The sequence below is a fragment of the Pseudomonas sp. TE24901 genome (assembly GCF_054058375.1).
The window spans coordinates 407611-426679 of the sequence record NZ_JBSSAF010000001.1 but is presented as its reverse complement, the minus strand read 5'-3'; the positions used below and the strand labels follow the sequence as shown (position 1 = coordinate 426679).

Here is a 19069-nt window from a genome sequence, read left to right as displayed (position 1 = left end):
AGACTCCGCCGCCATTATGATCCGACTTCAAAGCCTAACATTACAGCGTGGCCCGCAACGTCTTCTCGAAGACGCCGAGCTGACCCTGCACGCCGGTCACAAAGCCGGCCTGATCGGTGCCAACGGCGCCGGCAAATCCACGTTGTTCGCCCTGTTGTTGGGTGAACTGACCCCGGACTCCGGGGATTGCCTGCTGCCGGCCGACTGGCGCATCGCCCACATGCGCCAGGAGATCGACACCCTGGACCGCATCGCGATCGACTACGTGCTCGATGGCGATCTGCGCCTGCGGCAGGTGCAGCACGACCTCGCCGAGGCCGAGAAGGCCCAGGACGGCGCCGCCCTGGCGCGCCTGCACTCGGAGCTCGACAGCGCCGACGGTTATACCGCCGACGCCCGTGCCCGCAAGATGCTCGCCGGCCTTGGCTTTACCAACGAACAGATGGACCGCCCGGTCGCCGACTTCTCCGGTGGCTGGCGCATGCGCCTGAACCTGGCCCAGGCGCTGATGTGCCCTTCGGACCTGTTGCTGCTCGATGAGCCGACCAACCACTTGGACCTTGATGCGATCCTGTGGCTGGAAGACTTCCTCAAGAGCTACCAGGGCACCTTGCTGCTGATTTCCCACGACCGGGACTTCCTCGACGCCGTGGTCGACAACATCGCCCACGTCGAACAGAAGAAGATCACCCTCTACCGTGGCGGCTACACCGCGTTCGAACGTGCCCGTGCCGAGCGCCTGGCTCAGCAGCAGCAGGCCTACGAGAAGCAACAGGCGCAACGTGCGCACATGGAAAGCTACATCGCCCGGTTCAAGGCCCAGGCCACCAAGGCCCGCCAGGCCCAGAGCCGGATCAAGGCGCTGGAGCGCATGGAAGAATTGTCGGCCGCTCACGTCGACTCGCCGTTCGACTTCGTGTTCCGCGAGTCGGTGAAGATCTCCAGCCCGTTGCTGGACCTCTCGGATGCACGCCTGGGTTACGGCGATAAAACCATCCTGGAAAAGGTCAAGCTGCAGCTCACGCCGGGTGCACGCATTGGCCTGTTGGGCCCCAACGGCGCGGGCAAGTCGACGCTGATCAAGAACCTGTCGGGCGAGCTCTCGCCCCTGGCGGGTCGCCTCACCCGTGGCGAGAACACGGTGGTGGGCTACTTCGCCCAGCATCAGCTGGACTCGCTCGACTCCAAGGCCAGCCCGTTGCTGCACCTGCAGCGCCTGGCGCCGACCGAGCGCGAGCAGACGCTGCGCGACTTCCTTGGTGGTTTCGACTTCCGTGGCGCACGCATCGATGAGCCGGTGCTGAACTTCTCCGGCGGCGAAAAGGCCCGCCTGGCCCTGGCGTTGATCGCCTGGGACCGTCCGAACCTGCTGTTGCTCGACGAACCGACCAACCACCTGGACCTGGAAATGCGCCTGGCGTTGACCATGGCCCTGCAGGAATTCAGTGGTGCGGTGTTGGTGGTGTCTCACGATCGCCACTTGCTCAAGAGCACCACCGACAACTTCCTGTTGGTGGCTGACGGCAAAGTCGAAGAGTTCGACGGTGACCTCGACGACTACGCGCGCTGGTTGACCGACTACCGCCTGCGCAATGCGCCGGTCAGCAACACACCGGTCAACCCGGACAAGACCGACAAGAAAGCTCAGCGCCAGGCCGCTGCTGCGCTGCGCCAACAGCTGGCGCCGCACAAGCGTGAAGCCGACAAGCTGGAGGCCGAGTTGGGCAAGGTGCACGAGCGCCTGGCCAAGATCGAGACCAGCCTGGGTGACAGCGCGGTGTACGAAGCCGCCCGCAAGGACGAGTTGCGTGACCTGCTGGCCGAACAGGCCAAGCTCAAGGTGCGCGAGGGGCAGTTGGAGGAAACCTGGATGGAAGCCCTCGAACTGCTCGAAACCTTGCAAGCGGAGCTGGAGGCGCTGTCCTGATGGAAGCCCTGCAACTGCCGCTGCCGGCGCAATGGGTGGAACCGGTGTGGATCGGCGTGCAGATCCTGCTGATCCTGCTGGCCGGTTACCTGGCCCAGCGTTTTGTCGCCAAGGGCCTGACCCGCCTGGGTGAGCGCTACCCGTTCCCACCGCAACTGCTGATGCCGCTGCGTGGCGGCTTGCGCTGGTTGATCATGGGCAGTGCGCTGATCTTCGTGCTGGGCCGACTGGGCGTGTCTGCCACGGTGTTGTGGACAGCATTGTCGGGGTTTGTGGCGGTGGCGGCGGTGGCGTTCTTCGCCATGTGGTCGGTGCTGTCGAATCTGCTGTGCGCCATTCTGATCTTCACAGTCGGGCCGTTTCGCCTGGGCGACATCGTCGAGTTGGTGGATACCGTCGATAAGCCGGGCGTCAAGGGCCGGGTCGTGGCGATCAACTTGCTGTACACCACGCTGATCGAAGTCGCGGAAGCCGGTACCGACAGTGCCATGGTGCAAGTGCCCAACAGCCTGTTCTTCCAGCGTTCGGTACGGCGTTGGCCAGGTAACCACGTGTTCCCGGGCGACCGCTAGCATTCACATCTTGTAAAAATCTATAGCCAGCCTTTGGTCGGCGGAGTTAGCTTAGGGCATCACAGCAAACTCCCTCCTGAGGTGTGTAATGGCACTCGATACGTGGCTGGCCTTTTTCGTGGCCAGTTGGATCATCTCCCTTTCTCCTGGTGCAGGCGCCATCGCTTCGATGTCCAGCGGCCTGCAATACGGTTTCCTGCGCGGTTACTGGAACGCCATCGGCCTGCAACTGGGCCTGGCGATGCAGATTGCCGTTGTGGCCGGCGGGTTGGGTGCCATTTTGGCAGCGTCGTCTACCGCGTTCTATGCGATCAAATGGTTCGGTGTGGCGTACCTGGTGTACCTGGCCATCAAGCAGTGGCGCGCCTTGCCCATGGACATGACCGATGGCGCCGCCGTGCGCCCGATCGGCAAACCGATGGCGATGATGTTCCGTGGTTTCCTGGTCAACGCCAGCAACCCCAAGGCATTGGTGTTCATGCTGGCAGTGCTGCCGCAGTTCGTGAACCCGCAGGCACCGCTGCTGATCCAGTACCTGATCCTGGGCGCGACGATGATCACCGTGGATATGATCGTGATGGCGGGCTATACCGGGCTGGCGTCGAAGGTATTGCGCCTGTTGCGCACGCCAAAACAGCAAAAACGCATGAACCGCACGTTTGCCGGGTTGTTTGTGGGGGCGGCGGGTTTCCTCGCCAGCTTGCATCGCGCAACGGCCTGACCTGACGGAACCGAATCAAAACTGTGGGAGCTGGCTTGCCTGCGATAGCGGTGTATCAGATACACCGCTATCGCAGGCAAGCCAGCTCCCACATTGATTTGTGTTAGCCGACCTATGGAGTTTCAGCGCAGGATTTTCGGCGCCTCATCCCTTGGCAGGTTGTTGCGCAACGCCGGCTTGCCTGGGTCTTGGTACCCACCACCCAACTGCTCCGCCAACTGACGCGCCACATCTTCGCCCAGCGCTTTCGACACTTCCTTCACCACACGCGGCCGGTTCAGGCTCACGCGCACGTCACGGCTGTTCACCAACTTGGTGTCCTGGCCTTCACCCATGGCGGTGAACGCCGAGGTGATTTCGTAGGTGCGCGTATTGATCAGGCTGAAATCCGCTACCAGCGTCAGGCCCAGCACCGCCGAGTAGCTGTTGGTGCGGTCGATGGCGTTGATGTCCTGGGTGAAGTCGATGTCCGATAGCGTGCCGAACAGCACGTAGTCAGCCCCCTTGAAGTGCCCGGCCTTGATGCGCTTGATCACGTCGTAGACGTCTCCCTTGGCATCGGCGGTGTAGGGCGTGCCTTGCACCAGTTGGAACTGGCGGGACTTGAGGATCTCGCCCTTGATGTCACCGCTGAACTTACGCAGCTCGGTCTGCTCGATGTAGCTGGTACGGCTCTCGTACTCGCTGTAGTTCGAGGCACCGCTGGCGTTGTAGGCATTCGCCTGGTAGTTGTTGCTCGCCGAAACCTGGTGGATGTACTCCTCGACCCGCGCCTCGTAGGCCAGGTCGGTCACCGCGATCTTCGGGGCGGCCTCGGCGCCAAAGGCGCACAGCAGGCCGATCATGCCGATCCATGCACGCATTGCTTAGCGCTCCGTGGTCTTGCGGATTTCTTTCTCGTCCATCCATTCGGCCAGGCCGCTCTCGACGTCGATCAGCTGCAGGCTGAACTTGTAGAACACGTCTTTGTAGTCCGAGCTGCGCTTGACGATGGAGCTGATGGAGCCTTCAAGGCGGTACTTGGCGGCAACCATGTTGCCGGTCTTGCTGACGGTGGACTTCTTGTACAGGCCGCTCTGGTTCTGCAGCTTGAGCTGGTCGACCTGGCTCTGCATGTCGGTGTTGTCGCTGGCGAAGCGCGCGGTGCCGGTCTTCATCAACTGGGTCTTGATCGATGTGGTGATCTCGCGGGTGTCGATGTACTCGCTGGTCTTGTTCTTCACGTCATACACCTGCACCACCGGGCGGCCTTGCAAGATGCCGGACTGGGCCAGGGAACGGGTCATGCTTTCGGCGATCATCTGCAAGTCGGTGGAACCGAACTCGTTGGTCACCGTTTCCACGGCCTTGGTGTCACCGTAGCTGATGTTCTTGCTGCCCAGTACAGGCGAGGTGTTGGAGCAGCCGCTGGCCAGCAGGACAACGACAGCGAGCATCGAGAAGCGTGCAAACATGGGGAATTCTCTCTGAAACGAAAAAGGGGAACGGCTCAAGGCGTCTTGACTTCAAGGCGGAAGTCCGCTGCCTGGGGGAGGTTGGCAATGGCCGGCAGGAAGGTCGCCTGGTTGGCGTACAGGGTCAGCACTTTCCAGGTTTCTTCGTCGCCCACCGGGAAGCCATCGGCGCCCAGCCAGGCGAAGCGGTAATACATCGTCTGGTTGCTGCTGGTGATGTTGCTCAACTGCACCTTGGCGGTAAGGAAGCCGTTCTCGCGTGCAACGCGGATGGCGCCGACGGCGATACCCTTGAACTTGCCCATCACCACGATTTTGCTCGCAGCGCTGCCGGGCTCCGGTGGCGGCGGGGTGGCGCAGCCGGCGAGCAGGACCAGCGCCAGGGCGCCGAGGATGAAATGACGCATAGCGTGCTCCTTAAGGTTGCTTGAGTGTGGCGATGGCCTGGGGCGTGCTGCTTGGTACGACATGGGCGGCGAGGCCCCCGGCGAATACCTGGTTGCCGACCACGCGCAAGGTGATCACCTGGTAGCGCTGATCGGCCTTGACCGTCACCAGCGTGCCGCCCAGGGCATTGGGCAGGCTGACCTGATGCTCGCCGTGCTTGAGGCGCAGGCGGGTCACCTGGGTCATGTCCGGCAAGGTGCGCCAGGTACGGGTATCGGCGCCTTCGGTGACGGCCGAGGCGATGCCCAGCACCAGGCCGGCCATGGGGTTGGTCTTGTTCAGGTTGTTTTGCGCCACGCCACGGCTGACCGCACGCACCGTGGTGCGCAGGATGATGCCTGGCATGTCATCGCGCAGGGCGCGGCGGGACATGGCGGTGGTGCTGTTGAGTGCCGTGAGGTTCTGCTGTTTACCGTCGACGCCAATCTGGGCGAAGGTCGCGGTAGAGGTGTCGGCCTTGATCACCGGGAACGACAGCGGCGTGATCACCAGATGGCTGTCGATAGGAATCGGCAGTGGCAGGCGAATGGAGTCACGCGCCGGTGCCAGGCCGCTCTGGACCACGATCAACACATCGGTTTCATCGGCCTCGACCTTGGACTTGTCCAGGTCCAGCAATGCCTGCTCCAGCAGCGGGGTGTTAGGGCGCAGCTCGGCAGCCTTGCGGTAACCAGGGGCGGCCAGGTCTTTTTCGCCGAGGGCTTCGTAGACAAAGCCGGCCAGGTAATGGCTGAACGCACTCTGGTAGCTGTTTTTCAGGCCAACCACGTCTGGCGCGTTCAAGGCTTCCACCGGGTAGCCACTCAGGTCTTTCATCTGGGTGGTCACGCCTTCGCGCTGGGCTTCGTCCTCGCGCTTGAGGTATTCCTTGTCGCGCAGGTCGGCGATCACCGCTTCGCGTTCGTGGGTCTTCTTGATTTCGGTGCGGGCACCGTCGAAGTCGTTCAGGGCCAGGAGGTTCAGGGCCATCTGGGTGGTCAGCATGACCTTTTCGTAGTCATAGCCTTCGTAGCGACGCACCTTGTCGTTGACCAGGAAACTGCCGAACTGGGCGAGGTACTTCTCGCTGTCGAACTTGACGGACTCTTCCCACTTGTAGACTTGCAGGTCGGCGCTGCGCCACGCGGTCTGGCTGCCGGTCAGGTCGCCCTTGGCCCGCAACAACTCACCCTTTTCGAAGAAATAGAGCAGGTCCTTGTCTTCGCCGGTGTTGTTCTTTTCCAGTAGGGTCAGGGCGCCGTCGACATTGCCGGTGGCCAATTGCTGGTTGGTGGCTTGCAGCTCGGTGTCGTAGCTGCGGAACATTGAACAGCCGGAGAGCAAGGTAACCGCCACGAGCGCGAGCGGAGGTAAGGCGCGAAATGCCATGCAGCTTCTTCCCTGAAAGTAGTCAACCGGTGAGGTAATTCCTCATAAAAACGAGGAACGAAATTCCCTTTCGCACTAACAGGGCGCGGCATTATAAGCGCCATTACTGGCAAAACAATGGCTTATTGATGTGATTCAATCCACAAAATGCCAGCATCATATTTCTAAAAAAGCCCCAGCCTTCCAAACGCCAATTCACTAACGCCTTGAGTCAAACCCTTTAAGGTTTGACAATGTGTTACTTCGTATTTCCCTTTGAGATTCATTCATGACTGCCCCCTTTCGCTTTCTCGCCTGGCTGCTGCTGCCGGCGCTGATGTCGTGCAGCTTCAGCCTGTTGGCCGCTACCGCTGAGGGCGCCCCGCAAGCCCTGCATTTGCTGGACTACATTGGTGCCGACTACCCGCCAACGGTGGAGGCGGGCAAGGTTATCGACGAATCCGAATACCGTGAACAGGTCGAGTTTCTCGGGGTGTTGCAGGGCTTGGTGGCAGAACTGCCACAGAGGCCAGAGCGTGAGGCGTTGATCAAAGGCGTCGACGAATTGTTAGCCGCTGTAACTGCCCACGAAGACGGCGCTGCTGTCGCTCGCCAAGCCCGTCAGTTGGGCGCCAAGCTGGCCGTGGCGTATGAAGTCAGCCAGGCCCCGGCGATCACGCCTGACCCCACTCGGGGTGCACCGCTCTACGCCCAGCATTGCTCGGTGTGCCACGGCACGACCGGTGCCGGTGATGGCCCGGCGGGCATGGGCATGACCCCGCCACCCGCCAACCTGCGTGATGCCACGCGCCTGGATCGCCTGAGCCTCTATGCGATTTACAACACCCTTGGGCTGGGCGTTGAAGGCACTGACATGCCGTCGTTCGCCGACCAGTTGGACGACCGCCAGCGCTGGGACCTGGCCACCTACATCGCCGGTTTTACCGCCGACCCGGCGGCGGCCAAGAGCGAGCAGCCGTTCAACCTCGCTGACCTGGCGCGCCAGACCCCCAATGAAGTGCTCGCCGCCGGCGGCCCCGGTGCCGCGGCGACATTCCGTGCTCAGCGTGCCCAGCCGCCGCAGGTCAAGCGTGGCCCGGCGCAGTTGCTGGACTACACCGCGACCACCTTGGACAAGAGCCTCGCCGCGTTCCGCAACGGTGACCACGAGCAGGCGTATGACCTGTCCGTCGCGGCCTACCTGGAAGGCTTCGAGCTGGTGGAAAGCTCTTTGGACAACGTCGACGCCAACGTCCGCAAGGACACTGAGAAGGCCTTGATGGCTTACCGGCAGTCGTTGCAGGACGGGTTGCCGGTCGAACAGGTGCAACAGCGCCTGGACGTGGCCAAGGGCAAGCTCACCGAATCGGCCGGCTTGCTGGGCAGTGATGGCCTGAGTTGGTCGTTGAGCTACATCTCAGGCTTGCTGATCCTGCTGCGCGAAGGCCTGGAAGCGATCTTGGTGCTGGCGGCGATCCTCGCGTTCCTGCGTAACACCGGCCAGCAATCGGCGGTGCGCAGCGTCAACGCGGGCTGGGGCCTGGCATTGCTGGCCGGCTTGGCCACCTGGGCATTGGCGGCGTATGTGATTGACGTGAGCGGTGCGCAGCGTGAGTTGCTCGAAGGCTGCACGGCGCTGTTCGCCAGTGTGATGGTGTTGTGGCTGGGGGTGTGGATGCACGACCGACGCCATGCCGCGGCCTGGCAGGATTACATCAAGAGCAGCCTGGTGGGCGGCGGCGGTCGCTTCGGTTTTGCGATGCTGGCGTTCTTCTCGGTGTACCGCGAGTTGTTCGAAGTGATCCTGTTCTACGAAACCCTGTGGCTGCAAGCCGGGCCCGCCGGGCACAACGCGGTGCTGGCGGGTGGTGCCACGGCGCTGGTGCTGCTGGTGGGCCTGGCCTGGGTGATCCTGCGCGGTTCGGCGAAGTTGCCGTTGGCGCTGTTCTTCGGCATCAACGCGGCGCTGCTGTGTGCGTTGTCGGTGGTGTTTGCCGGGCATGGCGTGAAGGCGTTGCAAGAGGCCGGCATCTTCGGTACGCGGCCGGTGCCGTTCTTTGACTTCGACTGGCTGGGTATTCACGCCGACGCTTACTCGCTGAGTGCGCAGGCGCTGGCGATCCTGGCGATTGTGGTGCTGTATGGTCGCAGTCGGTTGGCCGAGAAACGCCGCGTTACCGCTTGAACGAACGCGGTCAAAAAATGTGGGAGCGGCGGTGCGACGATTCGACTTGCTCGCGAATACGGAGTGTCAGTCGATGCATTCATCAACGGATAGACCGCTTTCGCGAGCAAGTCGAATCGTCGCACCGCCGCTCCCACACTGGATCTATGTTGTTAATGAGAAGGTGGATGGATGCGCGTATGGATCGATGCCGATGCCTGTCCTCGGGCGGCCAAGGACCAGGTGGTCAAGTTCGCCCTCAAGCGCCAGTTCGACGTGGTGCTGGTGGCGGGGCAGAGCCAGATCAAGCCGAGCTTCTCGTGCGTAAAGCTGATCGTGGTGCCCAGCGGCCCGGATGCGGCGGACGATTACCTGGTGGAACACGCGGTGCCCGGTGAGTTGGTGATCTGCAGCGATGTGCCCCTGGCTGACCGTCTGGTAAAGAAGGGCGTAGCGGCCCTCGACCCACGGGGCAAGGAATTCAGCCCGGCGAACATGAGTGAGCGGCTGGCGGTGCGCAACCTGTTCACCGACCTGCGCGAACAGGGCCAGATGGGCGGTGGGCCAGCACCCCATGGCGACAAGGACAAGCAGGCCTTCGCCAATGCCCTGGATCGCCTCCTCACACGGCTGATGCGCCAACCCTGACTGGGCCACTGACGCGCCACCCCTTGTAGTGAGCGGGCTTGGCCCGCGCCGCGGTGTGTCAGGTAAACGTGAGGCGCCTGGTATACCGCGGCGCGGGGCGAGTCCGCTCACTACATTCAATGGGATGCTCAGTCGTTTTCGTGGGTGAGTTCGAGCACCCGGTCCACCAGCTTGTTGATGCCTGACGCCACTTCACTGATGTTCTTGCCCAGCATGTAGGCCGGCGTGCTCACCAGCTTGCGCGCCTTGTCTTCCACGATGTCTTCGACGGCGCACTCCTGGTGGGTGGCGCCCATCTTGTCCAGGGCGGCTGCCGTGTCGGCGCAGTTGCCGATGGTGCAGGTCACGCCCGGGCCGTAGATCTTCGCGGCCAGCGCCGGCGAGATGCAGATCAGCCCCACCGGCTTGCCCGCTTCGGCAAACGCTTCGGCCAGCTCCAGCACCTGCGGGTTGACGCTGCACGCGGCGCCTTGCACGGCAAAGTTGGACAGGTTCTTGGCTGCGCCAAAGCCACCCGGCACGATCAGCGCATCAAACGCTTCGGCATTGGCTTCGCGAAGATCTTTCACGTCACCTCGGGCGATCCGCGCGGATTCGACCAGCACGTTGCGCGACTCGGGCATCTCTTCACCGGTGAGGTGGTTGATCACGTGCAGTTGCGCAATATCGGGGGCAAAACATTGGACCTGAGCGCCACGCTGGTCCAGGCGCAGCAAGGTGATCACGCTTTCGTGGATCTCTGCGCCGTCGTACACGCCGCAGCCGGAAAGGATCACTGCAATCTTTTTGCTCATGGGCATTTCTCCTGGGGTCATGGCGTTAAATGTCTACTAATTTGTCATCTGTTGCCAATGGGATCTCGCGCCGCTGCACCTAATCTTGATGTAACAAAAATAGACCGGACCAGACCATGGACTTCGTGCCTTACGCGGTACCGTTTTTCATCGCCTTGATCGTGGTGGAGCTGCTTGTCGACCATTGGCGTGGTGAGCGCAACTACCGGGTGGCGGACGCCATCAACAGCCTCAGCACCGGCGTGCTGTCCACCACCACGGGTTTGTTGACCAAAGGGGTAGGGATTCTGACCTACGCCTTCGCGCTCAAGCACCTGGCGCTCTTCGAATTGCCAGCCCAAAGCGTGTGGACCTGGGTGTTCGCCTTTGTGTTCTACGACTTCTGCTACTACTGGCTGCACCGCATGGGCCATGAGCGCAATATCCTGTGGGCCGCGCACTCGGTGCATCACCAGAGTGAGGACTACAACCTCAGCACCGCACTGCGCCAGACCAGCACCGGCTTTCTGCTGAGCTGGATCTTCTACCTGCCGCTGGCCGTGGTCGGCGTGCCACTGGTGGTGTTTATCAGCGTCGCGTCGCTCAACCTGCTGTACCAATTCTGGGTACACACCCGTCACGTGCCCAAACTCGGTTGGTACGAGTGGTTCTTCGTCACGCCGTCCAATCATCGGGCCCACCATGCACAGAACGCTCTCTACATGGATCGCAACTACGGCGGGGTGTTCATTATTTGGGACCGGCTGTTCGGTTCCTTCCAGAAAGAGGACGACAACGAGCCGGTGATTTTCGGCGTGACCACGCCCCTGGCCAGCTGGAACCCGCTGTGGGCCAACCTGCAGTTTTATGCACAGCTGTGGAGTGACGCGCGGCGTACAGAAAGTGGGTGGGACAAACTGCGCATCTGGTTCATGCGCACCGGCTGGCGCCCGGCGGATGTGAAGGCCAAGTACCCGATGGCCAAGCCGGACCTGAGTCAGTTCCGCAAATTCGAGGTGCCGCTGGATGTGCGCCAACAGGTGTACATCGCCCTGCAATTTGCCGCGTATGTGGGGTTTGGCAGCTATCTGATGAATTTTGGCGAGGGGTTGCCCACTGCGGCGCTGATCCTGGGTTGGAGCGCGATGGCGTTGGGGCTGTTTACCCTGGGCGTGGCGCTGGAGAATCGCCCCTGGGCCCTGAAGGCCGAGCTGGTGCGCCTGGCACTGAATGTACCGCTGGTATGGCTGGCGCCGTTGGTGGGGCTATGGCCGGCCAGCAACCTGGGCTGGCTGGGCCTGGTGAGCTACAGCCTGCTCAGTGTGATCGGTCTCTACTGCTGCAGAAGCCGACTTACTCGACTGGCGTCTTAGGCGCTTCTACCGAGGCCTGCCCGGCCGCGAGCCGGGCCTTGGCGTCGGCACAGGCCTCGCGGGCGATGCGCGCGTTCTTGACCCGGCGGCGCAGCCACAGGCCGAAGCCCAGTACCAGCAACGCGCCGAGCACCCACAGCTCGTATTTCTTGATGCTGCCCAGCATCCCTTCCAGCACGGCGCCGAAGTGATACGCCGCAGCCCCCAATGCCACCGCCCAGATCGCGGCGCCAATGCCGTTGAGGATCAGGTAGCGCAGCGGCGGATAGCCAGAAAGGCCGATCGCCACGGGCATGACCGTGCGCAATCCGTAGACGAAACGAAAGCTCAGCACCCAGATATCCGGGTGCTTGCGGATATGCTCCAGGGCCTTGTCACCCATCAATTGCCAGCGCGGCTTGCGCGCCAGCAGCTTGCGGCCGTGCTTGCGGCCCATGTAATACCAAAGCTGATCGCCGGCGTAGCTGCCGAAAAAGGCAACGACCACCACCAGGTTGATATCCATGTAGCCACGGAACGCCAGGAAGCCTGCGAGAACCAGGATGGTCTCGCCTTCAAAGAAGGTGCCCAGGAAGAGCGCAAAGTAGCCGAAGTCATGCAGAAATTGTTGAAGCATGGTCTGGGGTGCTGGCGAAATGAACGCGCAGCCTACGCCTTCGTGAACATTCATGAAAGTATCGAGATGTGTCACGAAGTGAACAATTCCTACATAAACGACGAATGCGACTACAGGTCGCATCGATAAGCACAACTGTCATTCCTTCGTCATAATGGCCGCTTATAACTGCAACGCTCGCCCGTAAACGCGGGCTCAGGAGTCTGTCGTGAGCTTTACCCCTGCCAATCGCCTGTTCCCCGCCACCCGTCTGCGCCGCAATCGTCGTGATGATTTTTCTCGCCGCCTCGTACGTGAAAATGTACTGACGACGAATGATCTGATCCTGCCGGTGTTTGTGCTCGACGGTGAAAACCGGCGCGAAGCGGTGGCCTCGATGCCGGGTGTGGAGCGCTTGACCATCGATCAGTTGTTGATCGAAGCGGCCGGTTGGGTCGCACTGGGAATTCCAGCGCTGGCGCTGTTTCCGGTGACGCCGTCTGAACTCAAATCACTCGATGCCGCTGAAGCCTGGAACCCTGAGGGTATTGCCCAGCGCGCCACCCGCGCCCTGCGCGAGCGTTTTCCGGAGCTGGGGGTGATCACCGACGTGGCGCTGGACCCGTTCACCACCCACGGCCAGGATGGCATTCTCGATGAAGACGGCTATGTTCAGAACGACATCACCGTCGACGCGCTGGTCAAGCAAGCCTTGTCCCATGCCGCTGCAGGCGCCCAGGTGGTTGCACCGTCGGACATGATGGACGGCCGCATCCAGGCGATTCGCGAAGCCCTGGAACTGGCCGGCCACGTCAATGTGCGGATCATGGCCTATTCGGCCAAGTACGCCAGTGCCTATTACGGCCCGTTTCGCGATGCGGTGGGCTCGGCGCTGAACCTGGGCAAGGCCAACAAGGCCTCGTACCAGATGGACCCGGCCAACAGCCAGGAAGCCCTGCACGAAGTGGCGGCCGATTTGGCCGAAGGCGCCGACATGGTGATGGTCAAGCCCGGTATGCCCTACCTGGACATCCTTTACCGGGTCAAAGAGGAATTCAAAGTGCCGACCTTTGTCTATCAGGTCAGCGGTGAATACGCCATGCACATGGCCGCGATCCAGAATGGTTGGTTGAGTGAAGGGGTGATCCTCGAATCCCTGACTGCCTTTAAACGTGCTGGCGCTGATGGCATTCTGACCTACTTCGCCGCCCGCGCTGCCCAATTGCTTAGAGAGCAACAATAGCCCTCACAGGAACACTCGATGAATACCGAAGGACTCTCCGAAGTTGCTGTAAAAGACGCTCACCCGGTGGTTGAACAAGTCACCGAGACCCCGCCGGAACTGGAGCCCGCACCGCCCGCCGTGGTGGCCGAGCCGCCTGTGCCGGCCCCGGTGGCCGCCGTCACCAACTTGGATGACAGCAGCCTGTACATCCACCGCGAGCTGTCACAACTGCAATTCAACATCCGCGTGCTGGAACAGGCGCTGGATGAGTCCTATCCGTTGCTGGAACGGCTGAAGTTCCTGCTGATCTTCTCCAGCAACCTGGACGAGTTCTTCGAGATCCGCGTGGCCGGCCTCAAGAAGCAGATCACCTTCGCCCGTGAACAAGCCGGCGCAGACGGCCTGCAACCCCACCAGGCGCTGGCGCGCATCAGCGAGCTGGTGCACGGCCATGTGGACCGCCAGTACGCGATCCTCAACGACATCCTGCTGCCGGAACTGGAAAAACATCAGGTCCGCTTCATCCGTCGCCGCCACTGGACCACCAAGATCAAGACGTGGGTGCGCCGCTACTTCCGCGACGAGATCGCACCGATCATCACCCCGATCGGCCTCGACCCGACGCACCCGTTCCCGTTGCTGGTGAACAAGAGCCTCAACTTCATCGTCGAGCTGGAAGGTATCGACGCCTTCGGCCGCGATTCCGGCCTGGCGATCATACCGGCGCCACGCTTGCTGCCACGGATCATCAAGGTACCTGAAGAGGTGGGTGGCCCTGGCGACAACTATGTATTCCTGTCGTCGATGATCCATGCACACGCCGATGACCTGTTCCAAGGCATGAAGGTCAAGGGCTGCTACCAGTTCCGCCTGACCCGTAACGCCGACCTGGCGCTGGACTCCGAAGATGTCGAAGACTTGGCCCGTGCCCTGCGCGGCGAGCTGTTCTCGCGCCGTTACGGCGATGCGGTGCGCCTGGAAGTGGCGGACACCTGCCCGAAACACCTCTCGGACTACCTGCTCAAGCAGTTCAACCTGGGCGAGACCGAGCTGTACCAGGTCAACGGCCCGGTGAACCTGACGCGCCTGTTCAGCATCACCGGCCTGGACAGCCACCCCGAGCTGCAGTACACCCCGTTCACCCCGCAGATCCCGAAACTGCTGCAAAACAGCGAGAACATCTTCAGCGTGGTGAGCAAGCAGGACATCTTGCTGTTGCACCCATTCGAGTCCTTCACCCCGGTGGTCGACCTGCTGCGCCAGGCTGCCAAGGACCCGCACGTGTTGGCCGTACGCCAGACCCTGTACCGCTCCGGTGCCAACTCGGAAATCGTCGATGCCTTGGTTGACGCTGCGCGTAACGGCAAGGAAGTCACCGCGGTGATCGAACTGCGAGCGCGGTTCGACGAAGAGTCCAACCTGCAATTGGCCAGCCGCCTGCAAGCGGCGGGTGCGGTGGTGATCTACGGTGTGGTCGGCTTCAAGACCCACGCCAAGATGATGCTGATTCTGCGTCGCGAAGCCGGCGAGATCGTGCGTTACGCCCACTTGGGTACCGGCAACTATCACGCCGGCAACGCCAAGCTCTACACCGACTACAGCCTGCTGACTTCCGACGACGCCTTGTGCGAAGACGTCGGCAAGTTGTTCAGCCAGCTGATCGGCATGGGCAAGACCTTGCGCATGAAGAAGCTGCTGCACGCGCCGTTCACCCTCAAGAAGGGCATGCTCGACATGATTGCCCGCGAAACCCAGTTCGCCCTCGACGGCAAGCCGGCGCACATCATTGCCAAGTTCAACTCGCTGACCGATCCGAAGATCATCCGCGCGCTGTACAAGGCCAGCCAGTCCGGCGTGCGCATTGACCTGGTGGTGCGTGGCATGTGCTGCCTGCGCCCGGGCATCGTCGGTGTGTCGCACAACATCCATGTGCGTTCCATCATCGGCCGCTTCCTGGAGCACACGCGAGTGTTCTACTTCCTCAACGGTGGCGAAGAGCAGATGTTCCTCTCCAGCGCCGACTGGATGGAGCGCAACCTCGATAAGCGGGTAGAGACCTGCTTCCCGGTGGAGGGCAAGAAGCTGATCATGCGCGTCAAGAAGGAGCTGGAAAGCTACCTCACCGACAACACCCACAGTTGGAGCCTGCAGTCGGACGGCCGCTACGTGCGCAACACGCCAACCGGCAACCAGAACCCGCGCAGTGCGCAGGCGACGTTGCTGGAGAAGTTGGGTAGCCCGATTCTGTCGGTGAACTGACAGCAGGCCTTTGTAGTGAGCGGGCTTGCCCCGCGCTGGGCCCTGAAACCCGACGCCGCGGTTGTTCTCAAACACCGCGGCGTTTTGTTTGGGGCGGCTTCGCCACCCAGCGCGGGGCAAGCCCGCTCACAACAGGTCGGTGTGGTTAACGCAGGTTCAGGCTGAAACCCACCCGCGTCAGCCACTCGGCTTCCTGGGCGAAGTCCGCCTGGGTCAGCTGGTTTTCATCCAGCCAGCCTTTGGGGAACACCACGTCCAGGCTGTCGCCGTCGGCGCGCAGGGTCACCTGGGGCATTTCCTGGGTGCCACGGATGTGGTGGAACAGGATCGCAAAGCGCAGCAGCACGCACAGGCGAATCAGCTTGATGCCTTCGTCGCCGAACTCGGCGAACTTGTCCCGGGGAATGTTGCGACGGTGGCCGCGCACCAGCAGCGCGAGCATCTGTTGGTCTTCGCGGGAGAAACCGGCGAGGTCGGAGTGCTCGATCAGGTAGGCGCCGTGCTTGTGGTAATGGTAGTGGGCGATATCCAGGCCCACTTCATGGACCTTGGCGGCCCAGCCGAGCAGCTCGCGCCAGACACCGTCTTCCAGGTCCCAGTCTTCGGCCACCTGGTCGAAGGCGTGCAGGGCCTTGCGTTCCACGCGCGCAGCCTGTTCCAGGTCGACGTGATAACGCTCCATCAGCGACGTGAGGGTGCGCTCTCGCACGTCTTCATGATGATGGCGACCCAGCAGGTCATAGAGCACGCCTTCGCGCAGGGCGCCGTCACAGTGGTCCATGCGTTGCAGTTCGAGGGCATCGAAGATGGCTTCGAGAATCGCCAGGCCCGCCGGGAAGATGGTACGGCGGTCGGGCTTGATGCCATCGAAGTCGATCTTCTCGGCATCCCCCAGTTTGAACAGCTTGCGCTTGAGCCATGCCAGGCCTTCGGCGTTGACCTCGCCGGTGCCATGGCCGCCGGCTTTCAGGGCCAGGCCGATGGCGCGGATGGTGCCAGAGGAGCCGATGGCTTCATCCCAGGTCAGGCGATGCAGGGCGTGCTCAATGCTCATGATCTCCAGGCGGGCTGCCGTGTAGGCCTGGGCGTAGCGCGCCGGAGTGATCTTGCCGTCTTTGAAATAGCGTTGGGTGTAGCTGACGCAGCCCATCTGCAGGCTTTCACGTAGCAGCGGCTCAAAACGCTGGCCGATGATGAATTCGGTACTGCCGCCGCCGATGTCGGCGACCAGGCGTTTGCCGGGTGTATCAGCCAGGGTGTGGGACACGCCGAGGTAGATGAGGCGGGCCTCTTCACGGCCGGAGATGACTTCTACCGGGTGCCCCAGGATCTCTTCGGCGCGGCGGATGAATTCGCCGCGGTTGCGCGCTTCACGCAGGGCGTTGGTGCCGACGATCCGTACGGCGCCCAGGGGCATGCCGTTGATCAGTTGGGCAAAACGCTTGAGGCAATCGAGGCCGCGTTGCATGGATTCTTCGTTGAGCTGGCGCTCGTCGTCGATCCCGGCAGCCAGCTGCACTTTCTCGCCGAGCCGCTCAAGGATGCGGATTTCGCCATTCTGGGCCTTGGCCACGACCATGTGAAAGCTGTTGGAGCCCAGGTCGATGGCGGCGATCAGGGACAGATTCTTGGCTTGGGATTGCGGCATGGTTTGGGGGTCTCGGTCGATAACCTTGCCATCGTGCCACGATCGACCGCTGACGCCAACGCGTAGTGCTGCGGGAATTTGTCTGAGGGTGCTTGCGGGAAGTCGCTGTAGGAAATGTAGGTTGCCTTTTCAGGCATCAGCCGAGAGATGCTGCAACTCTGTAGGATTTTTTAACTCTCGTGTGTTGTTCTTCAGAATTCGACTCGGCCTACAGGTTAGATGCTTTGGGCCACATCGTAATTTTAGTTGAGACTACTGTTTGATCAGGTACAGATGACAGATTGTTTTAACCGCTCCCACGAGAATGAAGGTGTGGTCTTATTTTTAAGTGAAGTGTTAAAGCGACAGACTGTCACTCGGCGATTTTGCCGTGGTGTTATTTATTTATGGTTTTGTATTGGCAGGGCAAAAATAAATACACCTGATAACTTTTAGTGACAGGTCGAACATGAAGAAAATAGTTGGATCAGCGATCGGTATTGCATGCCTGGCGGCGGTGGTAAGTGCCCAGGCCACCACTAGCGCTCAACTGGTGGTGAGGGGAACGATTACCCCCGCCTCCTGCAACCTCAGCCTGGTTGGGAGTGGCATTATCGATTATCGCGTCATACGTTCCGGTGAGTTGTCCCAGACTGCGTTCAACCCGCGTGAGGAGCGTAGCACTTCCCTGGCGGTTAGCTGTGGCGCCACACCCGCGATGTTTGGCTTGACCTTCACTGACCTGCAGGCTGGCAGCAAGGTGACCGGTATCCTGGGGGCTGGCTTCACCGAACAGCAGAACTTCGGCCTTGGCGCCGTAGGCACCCGGCGCACCGGTGGCTACTCGATCACGCTCAAAGACCTGAAGTCTTCGAACCTGGTACTCAACCCGATCGTGCGCACTGGCACCGGCGGCTGGCAGAACAGTGATGGCAAAGTCGCGCAAGCACCCAGCCAGTACTCATGGCGCAGCGGCACGGCGGTTACGCCGGCATCGATCTCCCTGTTGACCGGCACCATCGCCGTTAAGGCCGTGATCAATAAAGCGCAGGATCTTGACCTGAGTCGCGATGTGTCCATCGATGGGCGCGCCACGTTGGTACTGAGCTACCTCTAAGTTGCTTTTGGCAGCCAATAAAAAGTCAAACTTTTTATTGGCTGTTTTTATATGGCTGTTTGATTTTTTTACGTTAACGGAAACACCTGCGGGGAAGCGAAGTGCGCGGTCTTTTAATAATGATTAAGTCGCTGGTTTTAAGTGTGGCGATAAGTGCCTGCTTTTCGATTATCGCGCTGGCAGACGGTATGCGGCCTGAAACCACGCTGGTCGTTCTATACGAGGAAGAGGGTGAGGCCACCCTTAATGTGAAGAATACCGATGAGGGACCGGCGCTGCTTCATTCGGTGGTGGAGGACCTGCCTGAAGACCTGGAGCCCTTGCTTGTCGTCACCCCGCCCATCACCCGTGTAGAGGCGGGCGACACTCAATTGGTGCGTTTCATCAGTACGCTGAAGGAACCCCTGAAGACCCAGCGCTTGAAGCGCATTTCCTTCGAAGGCATTCCCCAGGCCCGAGCAACGGGCGGTGCCACCATTGGTATCACCCTGCGACAGAACCTGCCGCTGATCCTGCACCCAAAGGGATTGCCTCGGCACGCTACGCCCTGGGAATTGCTGAAGTGGAGGCACGATGGCGGGCGCCTGACCGTCCATAACCCAAGTGCCTACGTGGTGCGCCTGGCCCCCGATGTAAAGCTGTTGCCGCAAAATGCGCCAGGCACATTGCCGCGCACCTACATCCTGCCGGGAGAGGCCCTGACGGCAACGTTCGAGGGGCGCCTTGAGGGCGCGACGAGCGTTGAAATCCAGCCGGCCACCGTCTATGGATTTGCGGCGGACAGCTACCAGGCCCCTCTCGACGCCACCGAGGGATGATG

Annotated in this window: 17 protein-coding genes; 10 read left to right on the top strand and 7 right to left on the bottom strand. The window is 61.4% G+C overall.

From position 1 onward, the window contains the following. Nucleotides 1-16 precede the first annotated feature (16 nt). From ACVWVP_RS01985 to ACVWVP_RS01975, 3 genes are all read left to right on the top strand, one after another. Nucleotides 17-1927 carry an ATP-binding cassette domain-containing protein gene (locus ACVWVP_RS01985; protein ID WP_178919926.1) on the top strand — a complete coding sequence of 637 codons (1911 nt, stop codon included), beginning with the start codon at nt 17-19 and terminating at the stop codon, nt 1925-1927. Beyond that, nucleotides 1927-2499: a mechanosensitive ion channel family protein gene (locus ACVWVP_RS01980; RefSeq protein WP_178919927.1), complete on the top strand. Its 573-nt coding sequence runs from the start codon at nt 1927-1929 to the stop codon at nt 2497-2499. Before ACVWVP_RS01985 ends, ACVWVP_RS01980 begins: the two co-directional genes overlap by 1 nt. Nucleotides 2500-2587: 88 nt before the next feature. Beyond that, nucleotides 2588-3220 (top strand): LysE family transporter, encoded by a 633-nt coding sequence (locus tag ACVWVP_RS01975; protein ID WP_457404372.1) that lies wholly within the window; start codon nt 2588-2590, stop codon nt 3218-3220. Nucleotides 3221-3342: 122 nt separating this feature from the next. Here ACVWVP_RS01975 and ACVWVP_RS01970 read toward each other — a convergent pair whose 3' ends face one another. The 4 genes from ACVWVP_RS01970 to ACVWVP_RS01955 are packed head-to-tail and all read right to left on the bottom strand — an operon-like array spanning nt 3343 to nt 6489. After that, a complete protein-coding gene (locus ACVWVP_RS01970) occupies nt 3343-4083 on the bottom strand; it encodes a penicillin-binding protein activator LpoB (RefSeq protein ID WP_259172360.1) in 741 nt (246 codons plus the stop codon). A 3-nt stretch (nt 4084-4086) separates the two neighbouring features. Next, nucleotides 4087-4674 (bottom strand): penicillin-binding protein activator LpoB, encoded by a 588-nt coding sequence (gene lpoB, locus ACVWVP_RS01965; RefSeq protein ID WP_457404370.1) that lies wholly within the window; start codon nt 4672-4674, stop codon nt 4087-4089. Nucleotides 4675-4709: 35 nt separating this feature from the next. Continuing rightward, nucleotides 4710-5081: a YcfL family protein gene (locus ACVWVP_RS01960; RefSeq protein WP_457404369.1), complete on the bottom strand. Its 372-nt coding sequence runs from the start codon at nt 5079-5081 to the stop codon at nt 4710-4712. 10 nt (nt 5082-5091) lie between these two features. Beyond that, nucleotides 5092-6489: a COG3014 family protein gene (locus ACVWVP_RS01955; protein ID WP_457404368.1), complete on the bottom strand. Its 1398-nt coding sequence runs from the start codon at nt 6487-6489 to the stop codon at nt 5092-5094. 268 nt (nt 6490-6757) lie between these two features. Between ACVWVP_RS01955 and ACVWVP_RS01950 the strand changes: the two genes are divergently transcribed. Both ACVWVP_RS01950 and ACVWVP_RS01945 read left to right on the top strand, forming a co-directional pair. After that, entirely contained in the window at nt 6758-8653 is a 1896-nt protein-coding gene (locus ACVWVP_RS01950; protein WP_457404367.1) for an FTR1 family protein, read from the top strand. Between the two features lie 171 nt (nt 8654-8824). Beyond that, a complete protein-coding gene (locus ACVWVP_RS01945; protein ID WP_178919932.1) occupies nt 8825-9280 on the top strand; it encodes a YaiI/YqxD family protein in 456 nt (151 codons plus the stop codon). 128 nt (nt 9281-9408) lie between these two features. On the opposite strand, the gene elbB is transcribed toward ACVWVP_RS01945, so the two are convergent. Then, complete coding sequence (gene elbB / locus ACVWVP_RS01940) at nt 9409-10074, bottom strand: isoprenoid biosynthesis glyoxalase ElbB (RefSeq protein ID WP_178919933.1); 666 nt, start codon at nt 10072-10074, stop codon at nt 9409-9411. 116 nt (nt 10075-10190) lie between these two features. Here elbB and ACVWVP_RS01935 point away from each other — a divergent pair, with 116 nt between their 5' ends. Then, nucleotides 10191-11426 carry a sterol desaturase family protein gene (locus ACVWVP_RS01935; RefSeq protein ID WP_457404365.1) on the top strand — a complete coding sequence of 412 codons (1236 nt, stop codon included), beginning with the start codon at nt 10191-10193 and terminating at the stop codon, nt 11424-11426. Here ACVWVP_RS01935 and ACVWVP_RS01930 read toward each other — a convergent pair. Continuing rightward, a complete protein-coding gene (locus tag ACVWVP_RS01930) occupies nt 11407-12042 on the bottom strand; it encodes a DedA family protein (protein WP_178920097.1) in 636 nt (211 codons plus the stop codon). The genes ACVWVP_RS01935 and ACVWVP_RS01930 overlap by 20 nt on opposite strands. 208 nt (nt 12043-12250) lie before the next feature. Between ACVWVP_RS01930 and hemB the strand changes: the two genes are divergently transcribed. Continuing rightward, nucleotides 12251-13264, top strand: coding sequence for a porphobilinogen synthase (gene hemB, locus ACVWVP_RS01925; protein WP_178919935.1), 1014 nt, complete (start codon nt 12251-12253; stop codon nt 13262-13264). Nucleotides 13265-13282: 18 nt separating this feature from the next. Next, nucleotides 13283-15505 (top strand): polyphosphate kinase 1, encoded by a 2223-nt coding sequence (gene ppk1 / locus ACVWVP_RS01920; RefSeq protein ID WP_176996883.1) that lies wholly within the window; start codon nt 13283-13285, stop codon nt 15503-15505. Between the two features lie 145 nt (nt 15506-15650). Here ppk1 and ppx read toward each other — a convergent pair whose 3' ends face one another. Next, nucleotides 15651-17153 (bottom strand): exopolyphosphatase, encoded by a 1503-nt coding sequence (gene ppx / locus ACVWVP_RS01915; RefSeq protein WP_178919936.1) that lies wholly within the window; start codon nt 17151-17153, stop codon nt 15651-15653. A 448-nt stretch (nt 17154-17601) separates the two neighbouring features. Between ppx and ACVWVP_RS01910 the strand changes: the two genes are divergently transcribed. Both ACVWVP_RS01910 and ACVWVP_RS01905 read left to right on the top strand, forming a co-directional pair. After that, nucleotides 17602-18249: a DUF1120 domain-containing protein gene (locus ACVWVP_RS01910; protein ID WP_457404362.1), complete on the top strand. Its 648-nt coding sequence runs from the start codon at nt 17602-17604 to the stop codon at nt 18247-18249. Nucleotides 18250-18368: 119 nt separating this feature from the next. Continuing rightward, complete coding sequence (locus ACVWVP_RS01905; protein ID WP_457404360.1) at nt 18369-19067, top strand: fimbria/pilus chaperone family protein; 699 nt, start codon at nt 18369-18371, stop codon at nt 19065-19067. The last annotated feature ends 2 nt before the right edge of the window (nt 19068-19069 follow it).

What these genes read in the sequence shown, in the direction of transcription:
- ACVWVP_RS01935 (WP_457404365.1), top strand. Translation starts at nt 10,191, where the DNA reads ATGGACTTCGTGCCTTACGCGGTACCGTTTTTCATCGCCTTGATCGTG.
- ACVWVP_RS01945 (WP_178919932.1), top strand. Translation starts at nt 8,825, where the DNA reads ATGCGCGTATGGATCGATGCCGATGCCTGTCCTCGGGCGGCCAAGGAC.
- ACVWVP_RS01905 (WP_457404360.1), top strand. Translation starts at nt 18,369, where the DNA reads ATGATTAAGTCGCTGGTTTTAAGTGTGGCGATAAGTGCCTGCTTTTCG.
- ACVWVP_RS01985 (WP_178919926.1), top strand. Translation starts at nt 17, where the DNA reads ATGATCCGACTTCAAAGCCTAACATTACAGCGTGGCCCGCAACGTCTT.
- ACVWVP_RS01960 (WP_457404369.1), bottom strand. Translation starts at nt 5,081, where the DNA reads ATGCGTCATTTCATCCTCGGCGCCCTGGCGCTGGTCCTGCTCGCCGGC.
- ACVWVP_RS01950 (WP_457404367.1), top strand. Translation starts at nt 6,758, where the DNA reads ATGACTGCCCCCTTTCGCTTTCTCGCCTGGCTGCTGCTGCCGGCGCTG.
- ACVWVP_RS01975 (WP_457404372.1), top strand. Translation starts at nt 2,588, where the DNA reads ATGGCACTCGATACGTGGCTGGCCTTTTTCGTGGCCAGTTGGATCATC.
- ACVWVP_RS01955 (WP_457404368.1), bottom strand. Translation starts at nt 6,489, where the DNA reads ATGGCATTTCGCGCCTTACCTCCGCTCGCGCTCGTGGCGGTTACCTTG.
- ppk1 (WP_176996883.1), top strand. Translation starts at nt 13,283, where the DNA reads ATGAATACCGAAGGACTCTCCGAAGTTGCTGTAAAAGACGCTCACCCG.
- ACVWVP_RS01980 (WP_178919927.1), top strand. Translation starts at nt 1,927, where the DNA reads ATGGAAGCCCTGCAACTGCCGCTGCCGGCGCAATGGGTGGAACCGGTG.
- ACVWVP_RS01970 (WP_259172360.1), bottom strand. Translation starts at nt 4,083, where the DNA reads ATGCGTGCATGGATCGGCATGATCGGCCTGCTGTGCGCCTTTGGCGCC.
- elbB (WP_178919933.1), bottom strand. Translation starts at nt 10,074, where the DNA reads ATGAGCAAAAAGATTGCAGTGATCCTTTCCGGCTGCGGCGTGTACGAC.
- ACVWVP_RS01910 (WP_457404362.1), top strand. Translation starts at nt 17,602, where the DNA reads ATGAAGAAAATAGTTGGATCAGCGATCGGTATTGCATGCCTGGCGGCG.
- lpoB (WP_457404370.1), bottom strand. Translation starts at nt 4,674, where the DNA reads ATGTTTGCACGCTTCTCGATGCTCGCTGTCGTTGTCCTGCTGGCCAGC.
- ACVWVP_RS01930 (WP_178920097.1), bottom strand. Translation starts at nt 12,042, where the DNA reads ATGCTTCAACAATTTCTGCATGACTTCGGCTACTTTGCGCTCTTCCTG.
- ppx (WP_178919936.1), bottom strand. Translation starts at nt 17,153, where the DNA reads ATGCCGCAATCCCAAGCCAAGAATCTGTCCCTGATCGCCGCCATCGAC.